Consider the following 15,970-nt stretch of genomic DNA (forward strand, 5'->3'; position numbering starts at 1 on the left):
GCCTACAGCCCCCTCTGAAGAACGATGAAGGCGAAGAGCAGAGCTCCGATCGCGATCTTGGTCCACCAGGAACTCAAGGTTCCCTCGAAGGTGATGTAGGTTTGGATCAACCCCTGAATAAGCACGCCGACCAGCGTGCCGATGATCGTTCCGGAGCCGCCCGTCAGAAGCGTGCCGCCGATGACGACAGCCGCAATCGTGTCGAGCTCAACCCCGGTCGCTGCAAGGGAATAACCTGCGGAGGTATAGAAAGAAAAGACGATTCCGGCCAAGGCCGCCAGAAAACTCGACAGCATGTAGATCCTGATCGTGGTTTTCCCCACCGGAACGCCCATCAGCTGAGCCGATGTCCTGTTGCCGCCCAGCGCATAGACATTGGCGCCGAAGCGCGTGAAATGCGCCAGCACGATACCAACAGCGAAGACCAGGAGCATGGTGATTGCGATGAAGGTCAGGCGCCCTCCTCCCGGAAGCGGGAAAGCGATATCCGTTATGTTGCCATAGGCCGGAGCATTAATAGGGATGGAATCCGTAGTGAGCACGAAGCACATGCCCCGCGCCAGGAACATGCCCGCAAGCGTCACGATGAAGGCCGGGATCTGGAAGGCATGGATCAGAAGTCCCATGCCTGCTCCAAACAAGGCCGCGATCCCGAGGATCAACACGAAGGCGAGATAGGGATTGACGCCGTAACGCTCGATCACGACGGCAAGGAACACGCCGGTAAAGGCGATGACGGAGCCGACCGACAGATCGATCCCGCCGGAGAGAATGACGAAGGTCATTCCCACCGCGACAATGCCGAGAAAGGCATTGTCGGTGAGAAGATTGCCGATGACGCGCGTCGAGGCGAAGCTCGGAAACTGCGCGAGGCAGATCAGGTAACCCGCGATGAAGACGGCAAGGGTAATCAGGACAGGCAGGTGACGGCGCATCAGGTCTTGCTCCTCTTCCACACAGCGCCAAGACCCGACAGGACGGGCGACTGCGCCAGAAGCACGGCCAGCACGACGATGGCCTTCACGATCAGGTTGTACTCAGGCGGATAGCCGCTGAGCAGAATGCCGGTGTTCATGGCCTGAATGATCAGCGCACCCACGACGGAGAGGCCGAGGCTGAAGCGCCCACCGAACAGCGACGTGCCGCCGATGACCACCGCCAGAATGGCATCGAGTTCGAGCCACAGCCCCGCATTGTTGGCGTCCGCGCCGCGAATGTCAGCCGTGACGATGAGGCCGGCAATGGCTGCGCACAGGCTGCACCACATATAGACGGCAATGGTGACGGCCTTAGTACCGATACCCGCATAGGCGCTGGAGCGCACATTGGCGCCGATGGCTTCGATGAACAATCCTAACGCCGTGTGGCGGACCACGAGATGCGTGATGATCAACATCACGAGAGCGATCACCACCGGCATGGGCAGCATCAGAAACGAGCCGCTGCCGATGGCGGCGAAGCCTTCGCTGACGAAGGTAATGATCTGGCCTTCCGTGATGAGCTGCGCGAAGCCGCGTCCTGCGACCATGAGAATGAGCGTGGCGACGAAAGGCTGGATTTCGAGAACGGCGACGAGAATGCCGTTCCACAAACCGCAGGCAAGGCCGATACCTGCAGCCGCAGCGAGCGCGACGGGAAGCGGATAGCCCTGCGCCGTCATGCTGGCGGCCATGGCGCCGGCAATGGCCATCACCGCGCCGACGGAAAGGTCGATGCCGCGTGTGGCGATGACGAGGGTCATGCCAAGCGCCAGGATAGCAACCGGAGCGCCACGGTTGAGCACGTCGATCAGGCTGCCAAAAAGGCGACCGTCCTGGAGACGAATGGCGAAGAAGTCGCGAAACACCAGCCAATTGACGAGGAGAACGACCAGGAGCGCCACAACCTGCGGCAGACCCTTGGGAAGTATACGGGAAACGCTGACCTGCACGGCGCTGCTCATTGATGGCTCGCGATTGTCGTCATGATGGTATCCGCATTGACTTCAGCTCCGGTCAATTCCCGCACATGCTTCCGGTCGCGCAGCACCACGACCCGGTCGCTGTAGGAGGCGATTTCCTCAAGCTCCGAGGATATGACGAGCAGCGCGAGGCCGTCCTCGCAGAGACGTTCGATCAGTCTGATGATCTCCGCATGCGCGCCCACGTCGATGCCGCGCGTCGGCTCATCGAGAATGAGGAAGCGCGGTTCCGTCGCGAGCCAGCGGGCCAAAAGCGCCTTTTGCTGGTTGCCACCCGAGAGAAGCCCGATGGGCTTTTCCGCATCAGGCGTGCGGATGTCGAGGAGCTTGATGAAGCGATTGGCGATCTCTTCCTGCTTGCGCCTTGGAATTTGATGCAGCCATCCGCGCTGCGCCTGCAGGGCGAGGATGATGTTTTCCCGGATCGACAACTCGGCGACGATCCCTTCCGTCTTGCGATCCTCCGGCGTGAATCCGAACCGCAGCCGGGAAGCATCCCGAGGCGACGCGATGCGCACCGGCTTGCCATCGACGAAGGCCTTGCCACTGTCTGCATGTTCGATGCCGAAAACCAGCTTGGCTGTTTCCGTACGCCCCGAGCCGAGAAGTCCCGCAAGGCCCACCACTTCGCCGGGCCGAACATCAAGATAGAACGGCTCCATGAGACGGCGCTTGCCGTAATCCTTGAAGGCGACGAGAGGATCGCCCGTGACGGCCGGGCGCTGGTTGCGATGGAGAGCTTCCGCCGCCAGTTCACGCCCGAGCATCATCGAGACCAGCTCGATGCGCGGCAGGGAGGATGTCGGGCGGGAACCGATCAGACGCCCGTTGCGCAGGACCGTGATGCGGTCGCAGACGGCGTAAACCTGATCGAGGAAATGCGTGACGAAGATGATGCCGATGCCGCGCGCCTTCAGGTCCCTCAGGATGCGGAAGAGCGTTTCCACCTCCTGCGCATCGAGGCTGGCGGTCGGCTCGTCGAGGATCAGCACCTTGGCGGAAAGGTCGACGGCGCGCGCGATGGCGACGATTTGCTGAACCGCCACGGAGAAACTGCCAAGCGGATCGGCGACATTGATGTCGAGGCCGTAGGCCGACAGGATCTCCGATGCGCGACGGCGCATCTCGCCCGTGCGCACGAGACCGAAACGATGGGGCTGGCGGCCGATGAAGAGGTTCTCGGCCACGGACAGATTGGAAAGGAGATTGACCTCCTGATAGACGGTGCCGATGCCGAGCGAGAGCGCATCCGCAGGATCGCGCGCCTCGATATCCAGACCGTCGAGGCGAATGGTTCCGCCATCGCGCCTGAATACGCCCGTCAGCACCTTGATCAAGGTGGATTTGCCGGCGCCGTTCTCGCCCAACAGGCCATGGATCTCACCCGCACAGAGCGTGAAATCCACATGATCCAGCGCCTGAACGCCCGGGAAGCCCTTCGTGAGCTCCTTGATTTCGAGCAGATCGGATCGCTCGTCCAACAGCGGCATCAGCCTCTCCCCATTCGATGATGAACCGCCCGAGGCGGAACATGGACAGCGGCAGGCGAAATATCGCCCGCCGCCACTGGGTTGAGCGATCAGTAGAGTTCCTTGCGCTTCTCGTACTCTGCCTTGGCGGTCTCAGGCGTGAAGACCTTGGATTCCGTCTGAATCCATTTCTTCGGCATGGTGCCGTCTTTCTTATAGGCAGCGAGAGCGTCGAGCGCAGGGCCCGCCATGTTGGGGGTCAGTTCCACGGTCACATTGGCTTCGCCGTCGCCCATGGCCTTGAAGATGTCCGGCACGCCGTCGATGGACACGATCTTGATGTCCTTGCCCGGCTTCAGGCCCGCTTCCTTGATGGCCTGAATGGCGCCAATGGCCATGTCGTCATTGTGGGCGTACACGGCGCAGATGTTCTTGCCGCCGCCTTCGGCCTTGATGAAGCTCTCCATCACTTCCTTGCCCTTGGTGCGGGTGAAGTCGCCAGACTGGGTGCGGACGATCTTCATGCCGGGATTGGCGGCAACGACCTGATCGAAGCCCTTCTTGCGGTTGATCGCTGGGCTCGATCCGACGGTGCCCTGCAGTTCGACCACATTGCACTTGCCGCCGGTTTCCTTGGCGAGCCACTCGCCTGCCACCTTGCCCTCATAGACCGTGTCGGAGGTCACCGCTGTGAGATAAAGAGACTCGTCCTTCGTCTCGATGGAGCGGTCGAGCAGGACCACGGGGATCTTCGCTTCCTTGGCTTCTTTGAGCACCGCGTCCCAGCCGGTCGCCACGACCGGGGCAAGGAGGATCGCATCGACTCCCTGAGCGATGAACGAGCGGACGGCGCGTATCTGGTTTTCCTGCTTCTGCTGGGCATCCGAGATCTTCAGGTCGATGCCGCGCTTGTCGGCTTCGATCTTGGAAACCTTGGTCTCCGCAGCGCGCCAGCCGGATTCCGATCCGACCTGCGAGAAGCCCACGGTCATTTTTTTCTGAGCGTAAGCCGCGCCAGACGACAGCATCAGTGCAGCCATACCGATAGTCGTCAGAAGATGACGAGCCTTCATGCGTTTTCTCCCACTGCTTTCTTTGATTTTAGACTTTAGCAGCCTTAACAGCTGCCTATTTATCATATTATATACAGAAAGAATGGCAACCATCCGACGTTAGTCGTAGTCCTCAATATTTCCTTGAGCGCTGCCGCAAATTTTAGGGCGACAAAAGATGAGCGAAGACAAGAAACGCCAATTGCGAAGCCAGGCGTGGTTCGGCCGCCAGGACAAGATGGGCTTCTATTACCGCTCCTTTCTAAAAAACAGCGGCTTCCCTCAGGATCAATTCGAGGGCCGTCCGGTTATCGGCATCTGTAATACCTGGTCCGAACTGACACCCTGTAACGCCCATTTCCGAACAATTGCGGAGCATGTGAAGTACGGTGTCCTTGATGCCGGCGGTTTCCCGCTGGAGTTCCCTGTTTCCTCGCTTGGCGAGGTCACTATGCGCCCGACCGCCATGCTCTTTCGCAACCTCGCCTCCATGGACGTGGAAGAGGCTATCCGCGCGCACCCTCTGGACGGTGTCGTCCTCCTCATGGGCTGCGACAAGACCACCCCTGCCTTGTTGATGGGCGCGGCCTCCGCGGATCTGCCGACCATCGGCGTCTCGGGCGGCCCACAGCTGCGCGGCGTCTATCGCGGCAAGATTATCGGTTCCGGCACGAACATCATTTCCATGAGCGAGCAACTGCGCGCCGGTGAAGTCACCTTGCAGGAATTCCACGAGGCCGAAGGCGCGATGAACCGCTCGGCGGGTCATTGCATGACCATGGGCACCGGCTCCACCATGGCCTCCATGGTGGAAGCGCTCGGCGTCGGCCTGCCCGAGAACGCCGCCATTCCAGCAGCCGATGCCCGCCGCAATCATCTCGCGCGCATGGCTGGCCGCCGCATCGTCGAGATGGTCAACGAGGATCTCGTTCTCTCGAAAGTCATGACGCGTCAGGCTTTCGAAAACGCCATCCGCACGCTTGCGGCCATCGGCGGCTCCACGAACGCCGTCGTGCATCTGCTTGCCATGGCGGGACGCTGCGGCATCGAGTTGACGCTCGACGATTTCGACCGCCTCGGTCGTGACGTTCATTGCCTCGTCGATCTCATGCCGTCCGGCCGCTTCCTCATGGAGGATTTCTATTATGCGGGCGGCCTGCCGGTCGTTCTGCGCGCGCTGGGTGAGCGCGGCCTGCTTCATAGGGATGCTCTGACCGTCAACGGCAAGCCGATCTGGGACAACGTGAAGGACGCGCCCTGCTGGAATCGCGAGGTCATCACCACCTTCGAGGAACCCTTCAAGCCTGAAGCCGGGATCGCGATCCTGCGCGGTAACCTTGCGCCCAACGGCGCGGTCATCAAGCCGTCGGCAGCCTCGCCCGAACTGATGAAGCACACGGGCCGCGCCGTGGTGTTCGAGAGCATCGAGGAACTGCATCATCGCATCGACGATGACACGCTCGACATCGATGAGACCTGCATCATGGTGCTGAAAAATTGCGGCCCGAAGGGTTACCCAGGCATGGCCGAGGTCGGCAACATGCCCTTGCCTCAGAAGCTTTTGAAGAAGGGCGTGCGCGACATGATCCGCATCTCGGATGCGCGCATGTCCGGCACGGCTTACGGCACCGTCGTCCTGCACGTCGCCCCAGAGGCTACCGCCGGCGGTCCGCTGGCATTCGTCCAGAACGGAGATCTTATCACCCTGGATGTGGCGGCCCGCAGCCTTCACCTTCACGTGGAAGCCGAGGAGTTGAAGCGTCGCCGCGCTGACTGGACACCACCGCAGCCGCACGCCACGCGCGGCTACCTGAAAATGTATCTCGATCACGTGATGCAGGCGGACAAAGGCGCAGATCTCGACTTCCTGGTCGGGAAATCCGGCGCGCCTGTCGCCCGCGACAACCACTAACGGCAAGATTCAAGAAGCAGGATTTAAGGGAGAGAACATGTCTTCGCTCGGCAGGTCTTCGGTCCGCCCCTATCGCGGCGTCTATCCGGTCGCACCGACCATCTTCAGCGACGATGGCCAACTCGATCTCGAAGGGCAGAAGCGCGCCATCGACTTCATGATCGAGGCAGGCTCGGACGGGATCTGCATCCTGGCCAATTTCTCCGAGCAATTCCTGCTCACCGACGCCGAACGCGATGCGGTGATGCATGGGGTGCTCGACCATGTGGCCGGACGGGTTCCGGTGATCGTCACGACGAGCCATTTCTCGACCGATATCTGCGCCGACCGTTCTAGACGTGCAGAGGCAGCCGGTGCCGCGATGGTGATGATCATGCCGCCCTTCTTCGGCGCAACGCTGCGCGTGTCCGAACCCGGCATCTATGATTTCTTCCGCCGGGTATCGGACGCCATTACCATCCCGATCATGATCCAGGACGCGCCGATGGCAGGCACCTCCCTGTCACCGTCGTTCCTGGCGCGCATGGCGAAGGAGATCGCCAATGTCTCCTATTTCAAGATCGAGGTGGCGGGCACGGCGGGCAAGCTGCGCGAAATCATCGCGCTCGGCGGCGATGCCATTGAAGGTCCGTGGGATGGCGAAGAGGCAATCACTTTGATGGCCGATCTCGATGCAGGCGCCACGGGCGCCATGACGGGCGGCGCTTATCCGGACGGCATCCGCAAGATCATCGATCCCTATTTCGCCGGAAACACCGAGGAAGCAGCCGCCGCCTATGAGCGCTGGCTACCCCTCATCAACTACGAGAACCGCCAATGCGGCCTCTCAGCCGCCAAGGCGCTCATGAAAGAAGGTGGCGTGATCAGGTCCGAAGCCGTCCGTCACCCGCTGCAGCCGCTGCACCCGGAAACCCGAAAAGGCCTCATCGAGATCGCCCGACGGCTCGACCCGATGGTGCTTCGGTGGGGTCGATAGACCCATAAAATTCCCGGATCACGGAAAATGGCGCGGCAGAACTTGCTGCGCCATTTTCGTTTGTGATGCATCATCGCGCTCTGTCGCGCTTGGACACCTGTCGTTCCGGCCAGAACGCCAGTACGGCGACGATCAGTGCGAGAAGAAGAAGCATGACCATAACCTGGACCATCCCGAAAAGCGGTGCGTCCTTGGCTATGAACAATCCTGCCACCACGCCTGACACGATCATGAAGATCCGCACGACCCAACCGAGCATCCCGCCCTCCGTCAATCGAGCTTCTTCAAAAGCCATCTCATCATCTAGCCTTCCCTGAAGCTTGGCAATGCAACGTCTAGAAGAGACACGCCCCTCTTAGAGACACCCCCTAACGCGCGATCTTCTCAGTGGAGACCTCGTGCACCACTTGGCCCGTCTGCTCGAAGGAGGTGACGTTGGCAATCGTCGTCTCCGCGATGTTCGTCATCGCCTCATGCGTGAAGAAGGCCTGATGTCCGGTGATCAGGACATTGGGAAATGTGAGCAGCCGTGCGAACACATCATCGTCGATGAATCGGCCTGACAGATCCTCGAAGAACAGATCGTCCTCTTCCTCATAAACATCGAGACCGAGACTGCCGATGATGCCATCCTTCAGTCCCATCAGCACGGCTTGTGTATCGATTACGGCGCCACGGCTCGTATTGATCAGCATCACGCCCCGCTTCATGCGCTGAAGAGACGCCTCGTTGATGAGATGTTGCGTGGCGGGCGTGAGAGGACAATGCAGGGAAATGATGTCGGAGGATGACAGCAATTCCTCGACCGGCACGTAGGTCACGCCCATGGCAAGGCAATTGGGGTTCTCCTGAACGTCATAAGCGATCACCCTGCATCCGAACCCACTCATGATCCGGCACATGACCTCACCGATCTTGCCGGTGCCCACGACCCCAACCGTCTTTCCCGCAAGATCGAAACCGAGGAGGCCGTCGAGAGAAAAGTTGCCCTCTCGCACACGGTTGTAGGCGCGGTGAGTTTTACGGTTGAGCGTCAGGATGAGAGCGACCGCATGCTCTGCAACGGCATGAGGAGAATAGGCAGGCACGCGGCCAATCGTGATCCCCGAACGCTTGGCGGCTTCTAGGTCTACATTGTTGAACCCGGCCGCGCGCAGCACCAAGAGTCTGATCCCTTTGGCGGCCAGCCTTTCGAGCACGTCCGCGTCGATGTCGTCGTTGACGAAGGCGCAGACCGCATCGGAGCCAGCAGCGAGATCACAGGTCTCGGGGGAAAGGCGCGCCTCGAGATAGGTCAGGCGATGGCCTGCCCCGTCACTGGCGGCATTCAGGAAGTGGCGGTCATAGGGCTTTGTGCTGAAGACAGTAATCCGCAAGACTCACTCCTCAGGGCTGGGGCAGGTCATGGGGATGTAGCGCCCTACCCTCGTTCGGCTTGGCCGTATCCCGATTCTGGACCGCTGAGCTCCACAACAACCTAAGCGGTTCAAGGGCTTATCCTCCTGTAGGCCCGGAACCCCGGGCCGCCCAGTGTTGTAAAAACGGGTGCTCTGTTGTAAGGCATTCCCGCGCTTCAGTCGCGCGCTCCTAAGAGCGCCTGCGCGAAGCGTGGCATCGACTTGAGAAGGCAGCCCTTTTCGGCTGCGAAGTCACCGGGCTCGCAGCGCGCCACAGCTTGCGCCGCGCTTCCGATCACAGGCTCCCTGCCCTGATTTCGCACCAAGGCCTCTTTAAGTGGGCGCCTCCCGATGTCCGTATGGCCTCTAGAATTGGAATTTCGCGGATGAATGCTCCCGCACCCAAAGTCTCGTTCGTGTCCCTGGGCTGCCCGAAGGCCCTGGTCGATTCCGAACGCATCATCACGCAGCTTCGCGCTCAAGGTTATCAGCTGACCAAGGAGCATGACGGGGCCGACGTGGTCATCGTCAATACCTGCGGCTTCCTTGACAGCGCCAAGGCCGAGTCCCTGGAGGCCATCGGCGAGGCCATGGCCGAAAACGGCAAGGTCATCGTGACCGGCTGCATGGGCGCCGAGCCCGAGCAGATCCGCGACAAGTTCCCGAACGTGCTCGCGATCACGGGCCCTCAGGCCTATGAATCCGTCGTGTCCGCCGTTCATCAGGCTGTCCCGCCCGCCCACGATCCCTTCGTGGATCTCGTGCCGCCGCAGGGCGTGAAGCTGACGCCGCGCCACTACGCCTATCTGAAGATATCGGAGGGCTGCAACAACCGCTGCACCTTCTGCATCATCCCCAAGCTGCGCGGCGACCTTGTCAGTCGTCCCATCGGCGATGTGCTGCGCGAGGCCGAGAAGCTCGCCAAGGCGGGCGTGAAGGAAGTCCTCGTGATCTCGCAGGACACCAGCGCCTACGGACTCGACATCAAGTACCAGCCCAGCATGTGGAAGGACCGCGAGGTTCGCACGCGGTTCTACGAACTCGGCAAGGAGCTGGGCGAGCTCGGGATGTGGGTGCGCATGCACTACGTCTATCCCTACCCGCATGTGGACGATGTCATTCCGTTGATGGCGGAGGGCAAGATCCTTCCCTATCTCGACATTCCGTTCCAGCACGCCTCGCCTTCCGTGCTCAAGTCCATGCGCCGCCCCGGCAACCAGGAGAAGACCCTGGAACGCATCAAGAAGTGGCGTGAAATCTGCCCAGACCTCGCTATCCGCTCCACCTTCATCGTCGGCTTCCCCGGCGAGACTGAAGCCGATGTAGACCTGCTGATGCAATGGCTGGAAGAGGCGAAGATCGATCGCGCCGGCTGCTTCCAGTACGAGCCTGTTCAGGGCGCTCCCGCCAACGACATCGCCGGCGCCGTGCCCGACGAGGTGAAGGAAGAGCGCTGGCACCGTTTCATGCAGACGCAGCAGAAAGTCAGCGCCAACTTACTGAAGGGCCGCGTCGGCAAGACGCTGCCCGTCATCATCGACGAGCAAGGCGCGACGGTGGCTACGGGCCGCACCAAGTACGACGCGCCTGAAATCGACGGCGTTGTTTACGTGGCCTCGAAGACGCCTCTGAAGCCGGGCGAGATCGTCAACGTGAAGATCGAGTCTTCGGACGAATACGACCTGCACGGAACGGTTGTTTAAGCGCTCCTCTTAGCCTTCTAAAATCTGAGCGCTGCCGATCATGCGAACACCGGCGGCGCTCAAATCGTTTTTAGCCTTGGCCAGGGAGCCATTCGTATCGATGGCCCGAGACGCATCTTCGATCAGATACGTCTCGAACCCTGCCGCAGCAGCATCGAGCGCGGTCCAGGCTACGCAAAAATCCGTGGCGAGACCGGCGCAGAACACACGCCTGAAGCCGCGCTCCTTGAGATAGCCCTCCAGCCCCGTCGAGGTTTTCCGGTCGGCCTCCTTGAAACCCGAATAGCTGTCGATGCCTGAATTGTAGCCTTTGCGGATGACAAGCTGCGCGTGCGGGATATTGAGATCGCGCGAAATTTCAGCACCCTTCGTTCCCTGCACGCAATGATCCGGCCAGAGCACCTGCGATCCATAATGCAGCTCGGTCGTGTCGAAGGGCTGCTTGTCCACATGGGCCGAAGCGAAGGAGGCATGCCCCTGCGGATGCCAATCCTGCGTCAGCACCACATGCTGGAAGGCTTTCGCGAGCCGGTTGATAGGCGCGATCACCGCATCCCCATCCGGCACCGCAAGCGCTCCGCCGGGCAGAAAATCGTGCTGCACATCCACGACGATTAGAACGTCGGTGTCGCTCGGTGCAATCTTTCCTTGCACGCTCATTGTGCGCTCTCCTCATTCTACACGGACCTAATGTGCTCAAACAAAAAAGGCAGCCGATTGCCCGGCTGCCTTTCATCACGAAATCAGCTATCGCCACTTATTGCGGGATCTTGTCTTCGATGCCCTTCACGTAGAAGTTCATGCCGAGGACTTGCTCATCGGAGAGGGCCGAGCCGCCTTTGCACTCGATCTCCTTGCCGTCCTGCCCGATGATCGGGCACTTGAAGGGGTTGAGCTGGCCTGACTTGATGGCGGCTTCCGTGTCCTGAGCGAGCTTCTTCACGTCGTCGGGCATGTTCTTGTAAGGCGTCATGACGACCATGTGAGAGTTGATGCCGCCCCAGGTGTCTTCCGACTTCCAGGTGCCGTCGAGAACGGCCTTGGTGCGGGCGACGTAATAGTCGTTCCAGTTGTCGACGATGGCGGTGAGCTGAGCCTTCGGAGCGAAGCGCTCCATGTCGGAGGCCTGGCCGAAGCCGAACTTGCCGCGCGCCTCGGCAGCCTGGATCGGAGCCGGGCTGTCCGTGTGCTGTGCCAGCATGTCCACGCCCTGGTCGAGCAGAGCCTTGGCGGCATCGCCTTCCTTCGCAGGATCGTACCAGGTGTTGGCGAACACGATCTTGATCTTGACGTTCGGGTTCACCGACTGCGCGCCGAGATAGAAGGCGTTGATGCCAGCGATCACTTCCGGAATCGGGAAGGCGCCCACATAGCCGATGGTGTTCGACTTGGTCATCTTGCCGGCGATCTGGCCGATGATGTAGCGGCCCTCATGGAACTTCGCCGCATAGGTCGACAGGTTCGGGTTGCGCTTGAAGCCGGTGGCATGCTCGAACTTGATGTTCGGGTACTTCTTCGCGACCTTCAGGGTCGGCTCCATGAAGCCGAACGAGGTCGTGAAGATCAGATCGTGGCCCGTGCGGGCGAGCTGCTCGATGGCACGTTCGGAATCGGCCTCCGGCACGCTCTCCACGAAGGTGGTCGTGACCTTGCCGGGGAAGGCCTTCTCGATGGCCTGACGGCCCTGATCATGCTGATAGCTCCAGCCGTGGTCGCCCACCGGGCCCACATAGATGAAACCGACTTTGATCTTGTCCTTCGCCTGCGCCATGGCGCCGGTTGCCGACAGGGCGGCAACCGCGACGCCTGCCATGGCTCCGAAGAGTTTGCGTGAAAACATGCTCGTTCCCTCGAGGTTAGATTTCCAGCCATCCCTTGCAGGTCTGGCGACTTCTGGCAAGAATTCCTTTGCCTACAATATCATCACTTTGCCTATCGGTCAGGCACGAACGGAGCACCCAAGGAACCGGGAGCTCCAATGGCCCTGCCGTGCCGGATGGAAAGCAGCAGAAGCGCGATGATTGTCGCAAGGTAAGGCACGGCGGAAAGCACTTGGGACGGGACCCCGAATTGAGCGGCTTGAGCATGCAACTGCAGCACCGTGGCAGCGCCAAAGATATAGGCCCCGACCAACAGCCATCCCGGCCTCCAAGCCGCGAAAACCACCAGTGCCAGAGCGATCCAGCCGCGGCCGTTCGTCATTCCCGGCGACCAGAACCGGGTATAGACGAGAGCGAGATAGGCGCCAGCCAATCCAGCGCAGGCACCGCCGAATAAGATTGCCAGCAACCGCGTTCGCAGCACGGGAAGCCCGAGGGCATTCGCCGAAGTATGGTTCTCCCCGATGGAGCGCAGCGTCAGACCCGAGCGGGTTCTCATGAGATAGATCGCGATCAGGATCGTGAGCGAGAAAGAGGCGTAGACGAAAAGATCCTGTTCAAAAAAGAGGCGCCCGATAAAGGGGATATCGCTCAGGACCGGAACATCGACATGCGGAATGGGATCGCGCCGCGCGCCGACGAACGGAGCGCCGATCAATCCCGACAATCCCAAGCCGAAAATGGTCAGCGCCAGTCCTGAGCCGACTTGGTTGGCGGCAAAGCCCAGCACGACCAGCGCGAAGAGCGCTGCCATCAATGCACCGGCCAGCATTCCGGCAAGGACGCCAAGAATTGTGGAGTCGAAGCTCACGGCAGCGGCGAAGCTGCATGCCGCGCCCATGGCCATCATGCCTTCGACGCCGAGGTTCAGAACACCCGAGCGTTCCGTGATAAGCTCGCCCAAGGCCGCGATCAGAAGCGGGGTCGAAGCGGTGACGATGGTCAGGAGAATGGCCTCGAGAATGCTCATTTGGCCCCTCCCCGTGTGACGAGACGTACGCGATAGCTCACCATGGCATCGGCTGACAGCACGCAGAGCAGCAGGATGCCTTGGAACGCTTGCGTGAGATCGAGCGGCAGTTTCAGCATGATCTGTGCGCTCTCACCGCCGATGAATGTGAGCGCCACCACGAGGGCAGCAACGAGAATGCCGATGGGATTGAGCCGCCCTAAGAATGCGACCGTGATGGCCGTGAAGCCGTAGCCCGGCGAGATCGAAGGCTGGATCTGCCCGATCTGTCCGGAGACTTCCGTGATCCCGGCCAGTCCCGCGAGACCGCCCGAAATCGCGAACACGGCCATGACTGTTGCCTTGGAGCTAAAACCGGCGAACCGCGCGGCGCGCGGCGCATCGCCCGTTAGCTTCAGGCGATAACCGAAGAGGGTTCTGCCCAAGATCACCGCCGTGATGGCGATGGCGATCAACGCGAACACGAAGCCGTAATGAACGCGGCCAGATTCCATGATGGAAGGCAAGGTCGCTGACGGATCGAAAGTTACCGATTGCGGAAAGTTAAAGCCCTTCGGATCGCGCCAGGGGCCGCGCGCCAGATAATCGAGAGTGAGCTGCGCCACATAGACCAGCATGAGGCTGGTCAGGATCTCGTTGACGCCGAAGCGTGTTTTCAGAAACGCCGGGATCAAGCCGTAAAGCGCACCGCCGATGATGCCGAGGATCATCATGAGCGGCAGCACCCAGAATCCGGCATCCGTGCCGTGTGTTTTCAGGGCGAGCCAGCTGCCGAAGATCGCGCCCATGACGTATTGGCCTTCGGCGCCGATGTTCCAGAGGCTGGCGCGAAAGCAATAGGACAGGCCGATGGCGATCAAGGCGAGCGGTGTCGCCTTGACGAGCAGTTCCTGCAGCGACCACGGATCGCTCAGCGGATGGAGCACATAGACCTCGAAGGCCGCAATCGGCGAACGGCCCATGAGCCAGATCACGAAGCCTGCGATGAGGAATGCGGTGATGAAAGCGACAACCGGCGCGAGCGCACGCGCGACGGGAGAGACGGAGGTGCGAGGCGTCAGCTCAAACCGCATGTGCGCCTCCCTGAGCTTGAGCCACACCTAGCATTTCAAGGCCGACCGCCTCCTTGGTCCATTCGCCGATAGGCTTTTGCGGGCTCAGCATTCCCTGATGGATCACCGCCATCTGGTCGGCCACCTCGAACAATTCGTCGAGATCCTGGCTCACCACCACGACGGCGCTGCCATCGCGCGCCAGATCCACGAGGGATTGCCGAATGAGGCGCGCAGCGCCTGCATCCACGCCCCATGTGGGCTGATCGACGATGAGCAGTTTCGGTTTACGGATGATCTCGCGGCCGATCACGAATTTTTGCAGGTTTCCGCCAGAGAGCTTACGCGCCTGCGGATCGCCTTCCGGCGTGCGCACATCGAAACTCTTGATGATCGTACGAGCCAATCTTTTGGCAGCACTGAGAAGAATGAAGCCGGAGCGGACCTCGGTCGATGCATGGGAGATCAACGTGTTCTCGCTCAGCCGATGGGTCGGAGCAGCCGCATGGCCGAGACGTTCCTCGGGAACGAAAGCAGCGGAGAGACGGCGTCGGCCCTCGATCCCCAGCATGCCGCAGGCCTTGCCAGCGATGGTGACCGCCTCAGCCCGATCTGCCAATCGCTCGCCGGACAACGCCGCGAACAACTCGCTCTGGCCGTTGCCTGCAACGCCCGCGATGCCGACAACTTCGCCTGCGCGAACGACGAGATTGATGTCTCTCAGCGCCTGCCCATGGAGCCCTGCGGGCGGCATATCGAGATGATCGACGCGCAAGACCTCGCCCTGAGGCACGTGCGGCGCATCGGTGCGGATTTCACCTACCTCGTTACCGACCATCAGCGCCGCGATTTCACGTGCGGTGCTCGCGCGCGGATCGATGGTCGCTACCACGCGCCCTGCCCTCAGGATCGTGGCACGGCGGCAAAGACGGCGCACTTCTTCCAGTTTGTGGGAGATGTAGAGGATCGAGCAGCCTTCGGTCGAGAGCTTGTCCAAAGTGACGAACAGATGCTCGGCTTCCTGCGGCGTCAAAACGGAGGTCGGCTCGTCGAGGATCAGAAGGCGCGGGTTCTGCAACAGGCAGCGCACGATCTCGATACGCTGGCGCTCGCCTGCTGACAAAGTCCAGACGGCCCGGTCCGCATCGAGCGCAAGGCCATAAGTGCTGCTGATCTCGGTCAGGCGGCTGCGGACCGTGGCGAGGTTCCATTCGCCCGACAGCGCGACGGCAATGTTTTCGGCAACCGTCATCTCATCGAAGAGGGAGAAGTGCTGGAACACCATGCCTAGACCGAGGGTTCGAGCCTCGACGGGAGAGCCGATGATGACGGGCTTCCCCTCCCAGCGGATTTCGCCCGCGCTAGGCTCGATCACCCCATAGAGGATCTTGACCAGGGTCGACTTGCCGGCCCCGTTCTCGCCCAGCAGCGCATGAATTTCGCCCGCTTCGATGGACAGATCGATGCCGTCATTGGCGAGAAGGTCGCCATAACGCTTGCTGATCCCATGTAACTCGACAAGGGGTGGCCCAGATGATGATACGTCTGCCTTCACGCAAGCGACTCTGACTTAAAATGGAAGACGGTCCGACAAGAACC

Annotated in this window: 14 protein-coding genes; 3 read left to right on the plus strand and 11 right to left on the minus strand. The window is 60.9% G+C overall.

The window, feature by feature from the left end; translation table 11 throughout:
• Positions 1–2: 2 nt before the first annotated feature.
• The 4 genes from yjfF to ytfQ all read right to left on the minus strand — a co-directional run bounded on the left by yjfF (position 3) and on the right by ytfQ (position 4,502).
• Entirely contained in the window at positions 3–935 is a 933-nt protein-coding gene (gene yjfF / locus MHY87_RS14275; protein ID WP_239352752.1) for a galactofuranose ABC transporter, permease protein YjfF, read from the minus strand.
• Complete coding sequence (ytfT, locus tag MHY87_RS14280; RefSeq protein WP_239352755.1) at positions 935–1,942, minus strand: galactofuranose ABC transporter, ATP-binding protein YtfT; 1,008 nt, start codon at positions 1,940–1,942, stop codon at positions 935–937. The genes yjfF and ytfT overlap by 1 nt, the downstream gene beginning before the upstream one ends.
• Positions 1,939–3,450, minus strand: coding sequence for a galactofuranose ABC transporter, ATP-binding protein YtfR (gene ytfR / locus MHY87_RS14285; RefSeq protein ID WP_239352757.1), 1,512 nt, complete (start codon positions 3,448–3,450; stop codon positions 1,939–1,941). The genes ytfT and ytfR overlap by 4 nt, the downstream gene beginning before the upstream one ends.
• 89 nt (positions 3,451–3,539) lie before the next feature.
• On the minus strand, positions 3,540–4,502 hold the full coding sequence (ytfQ, locus tag MHY87_RS14290; RefSeq protein ID WP_304611128.1) for a galactofuranose ABC transporter, galactofuranose-binding protein YtfQ: 963 nt from the start codon (positions 4,500–4,502) through the stop codon (positions 3,540–3,542).
• Between the two features lie 157 nt (positions 4,503–4,659).
• Between ytfQ and MHY87_RS14295 the strand changes: the two genes are divergently transcribed.
• Positions 4,660–6,393, plus strand: a complete 1,734-nt coding sequence (locus tag MHY87_RS14295; RefSeq protein ID WP_239352759.1) for an IlvD/Edd family dehydratase — start codon at positions 4,660–4,662, stop codon at positions 6,391–6,393.
• 37 nt (positions 6,394–6,430) lie between these two features.
• Entirely contained in the window at positions 6,431–7,369 is a 939-nt protein-coding gene (locus tag MHY87_RS14300; RefSeq protein ID WP_239352761.1) for a dihydrodipicolinate synthase family protein, read from the plus strand.
• A gap of 70 nt (positions 7,370–7,439) precedes the next feature.
• Here MHY87_RS14300 and MHY87_RS14305 read toward each other — a convergent pair whose 3' ends face one another.
• Both MHY87_RS14305 and MHY87_RS14310 read right to left on the minus strand, forming a co-directional pair.
• Complete coding sequence (locus tag MHY87_RS14305) at positions 7,440–7,628, minus strand: hypothetical protein (RefSeq protein ID WP_239352763.1); 189 nt, start codon at positions 7,626–7,628, stop codon at positions 7,440–7,442.
• A 109-nt stretch (positions 7,629–7,737) separates the two neighbouring features.
• Positions 7,738–8,745 carry a 2-hydroxyacid dehydrogenase gene (locus MHY87_RS14310; RefSeq protein ID WP_239352765.1) on the minus strand — a complete coding sequence of 336 codons (1,008 nt, stop codon included), beginning with the start codon at positions 8,743–8,745 and terminating at the stop codon, positions 7,738–7,740.
• 407 nt (positions 8,746–9,152) lie between these two features.
• Between MHY87_RS14310 and rimO the strand changes: the two genes are divergently transcribed.
• On the plus strand, positions 9,153–10,469 hold the full coding sequence (rimO, locus tag MHY87_RS14315) for a 30S ribosomal protein S12 methylthiotransferase RimO (RefSeq protein ID WP_239352767.1): 1,317 nt from the start codon (positions 9,153–9,155) through the stop codon (positions 10,467–10,469).
• Positions 10,470–10,478: 9 nt separating this feature from the next.
• Here the strand turns inward: rimO and pncA are convergent, their stop codons facing one another.
• From pncA to MHY87_RS14340, 5 genes are all read right to left on the minus strand, one after another.
• Positions 10,479–11,129: a bifunctional nicotinamidase/pyrazinamidase gene (gene pncA / locus MHY87_RS14320; RefSeq protein WP_239352770.1), complete on the minus strand. Its 651-nt coding sequence runs from the start codon at positions 11,127–11,129 to the stop codon at positions 10,479–10,481.
• 97 nt (positions 11,130–11,226) lie between these two features.
• Positions 11,227–12,309, minus strand: coding sequence for a BMP family ABC transporter substrate-binding protein (locus MHY87_RS14325; RefSeq protein ID WP_239352772.1), 1,083 nt, complete (start codon positions 12,307–12,309; stop codon positions 11,227–11,229).
• A 92-nt stretch (positions 12,310–12,401) separates the two neighbouring features.
• Positions 12,402–13,319, minus strand: a complete 918-nt coding sequence (locus tag MHY87_RS14330; protein ID WP_239352774.1) for an ABC transporter permease — start codon at positions 13,317–13,319, stop codon at positions 12,402–12,404.
• The gene (locus tag MHY87_RS14335; RefSeq protein WP_239352778.1) at positions 13,316–14,392 is read right to left on the minus strand and encodes an ABC transporter permease; all 1,077 of its coding nucleotides are present in this window, start codon (positions 14,390–14,392) and stop codon (positions 13,316–13,318) included. Before MHY87_RS14335 ends, MHY87_RS14330 begins: the two co-directional genes overlap by 4 nt.
• Entirely contained in the window at positions 14,382–15,926 is a 1,545-nt protein-coding gene (locus tag MHY87_RS14340; protein ID WP_239352781.1) for an ABC transporter ATP-binding protein, read from the minus strand. The genes MHY87_RS14335 and MHY87_RS14340 overlap by 11 nt, the downstream gene beginning before the upstream one ends.
• Positions 15,927–15,970 lie beyond the last annotated feature (44 nt).

It is taken from the genome of Microvirga sp. ACRRW (assembly GCF_022346925.1).
Classification (GTDB): domain Bacteria; phylum Pseudomonadota; class Alphaproteobacteria; order Rhizobiales; family Beijerinckiaceae; genus Microvirga.

Excerpts from the sequence above, each read along its gene's own strand:
- MHY87_RS14330 (WP_239352774.1), bottom strand. The coding sequence starts at position 13,319 with ATGAGCATTCTCGAGGCCATTCTCCTGACCATCGTCACCGCTTCGACC.
- pncA (WP_239352770.1), bottom strand. The coding sequence starts at position 11,129 with ATGAGCGTGCAAGGAAAGATTGCACCGAGCGACACCGACGTTCTAATC.
- MHY87_RS14295 (WP_239352759.1), top strand. The coding sequence starts at position 4,660 with ATGAGCGAAGACAAGAAACGCCAATTGCGAAGCCAGGCGTGGTTCGGC.
- yjfF (WP_239352752.1), bottom strand. The coding sequence starts at position 935 with ATGCGCCGTCACCTGCCTGTCCTGATTACCCTTGCCGTCTTCATCGCG.
- MHY87_RS14325 (WP_239352772.1), bottom strand. The coding sequence starts at position 12,309 with ATGTTTTCACGCAAACTCTTCGGAGCCATGGCAGGCGTCGCGGTTGCC.
- MHY87_RS14305 (WP_239352763.1), bottom strand. The coding sequence starts at position 7,628 with ATGCTCGGTTGGGTCGTGCGGATCTTCATGATCGTGTCAGGCGTGGTG.
- MHY87_RS14300 (WP_239352761.1), top strand. The coding sequence starts at position 6,431 with ATGTCTTCGCTCGGCAGGTCTTCGGTCCGCCCCTATCGCGGCGTCTAT.
- ytfQ (WP_304611128.1), bottom strand. The coding sequence starts at position 4,502 with ATGAAGGCTCGTCATCTTCTGACGACTATCGGTATGGCTGCACTGATG.
- ytfT (WP_239352755.1), bottom strand. The coding sequence starts at position 1,942 with ATGAGCAGCGCCGTGCAGGTCAGCGTTTCCCGTATACTTCCCAAGGGT.
- ytfR (WP_239352757.1), bottom strand. The coding sequence starts at position 3,450 with ATGCCGCTGTTGGACGAGCGATCCGATCTGCTCGAAATCAAGGAGCTC.
- MHY87_RS14335 (WP_239352778.1), bottom strand. The coding sequence starts at position 14,392 with ATGCGGTTTGAGCTGACGCCTCGCACCTCCGTCTCTCCCGTCGCGCGT.
- rimO (WP_239352767.1), top strand. The coding sequence starts at position 9,153 with ATGAATGCTCCCGCACCCAAAGTCTCGTTCGTGTCCCTGGGCTGCCCG.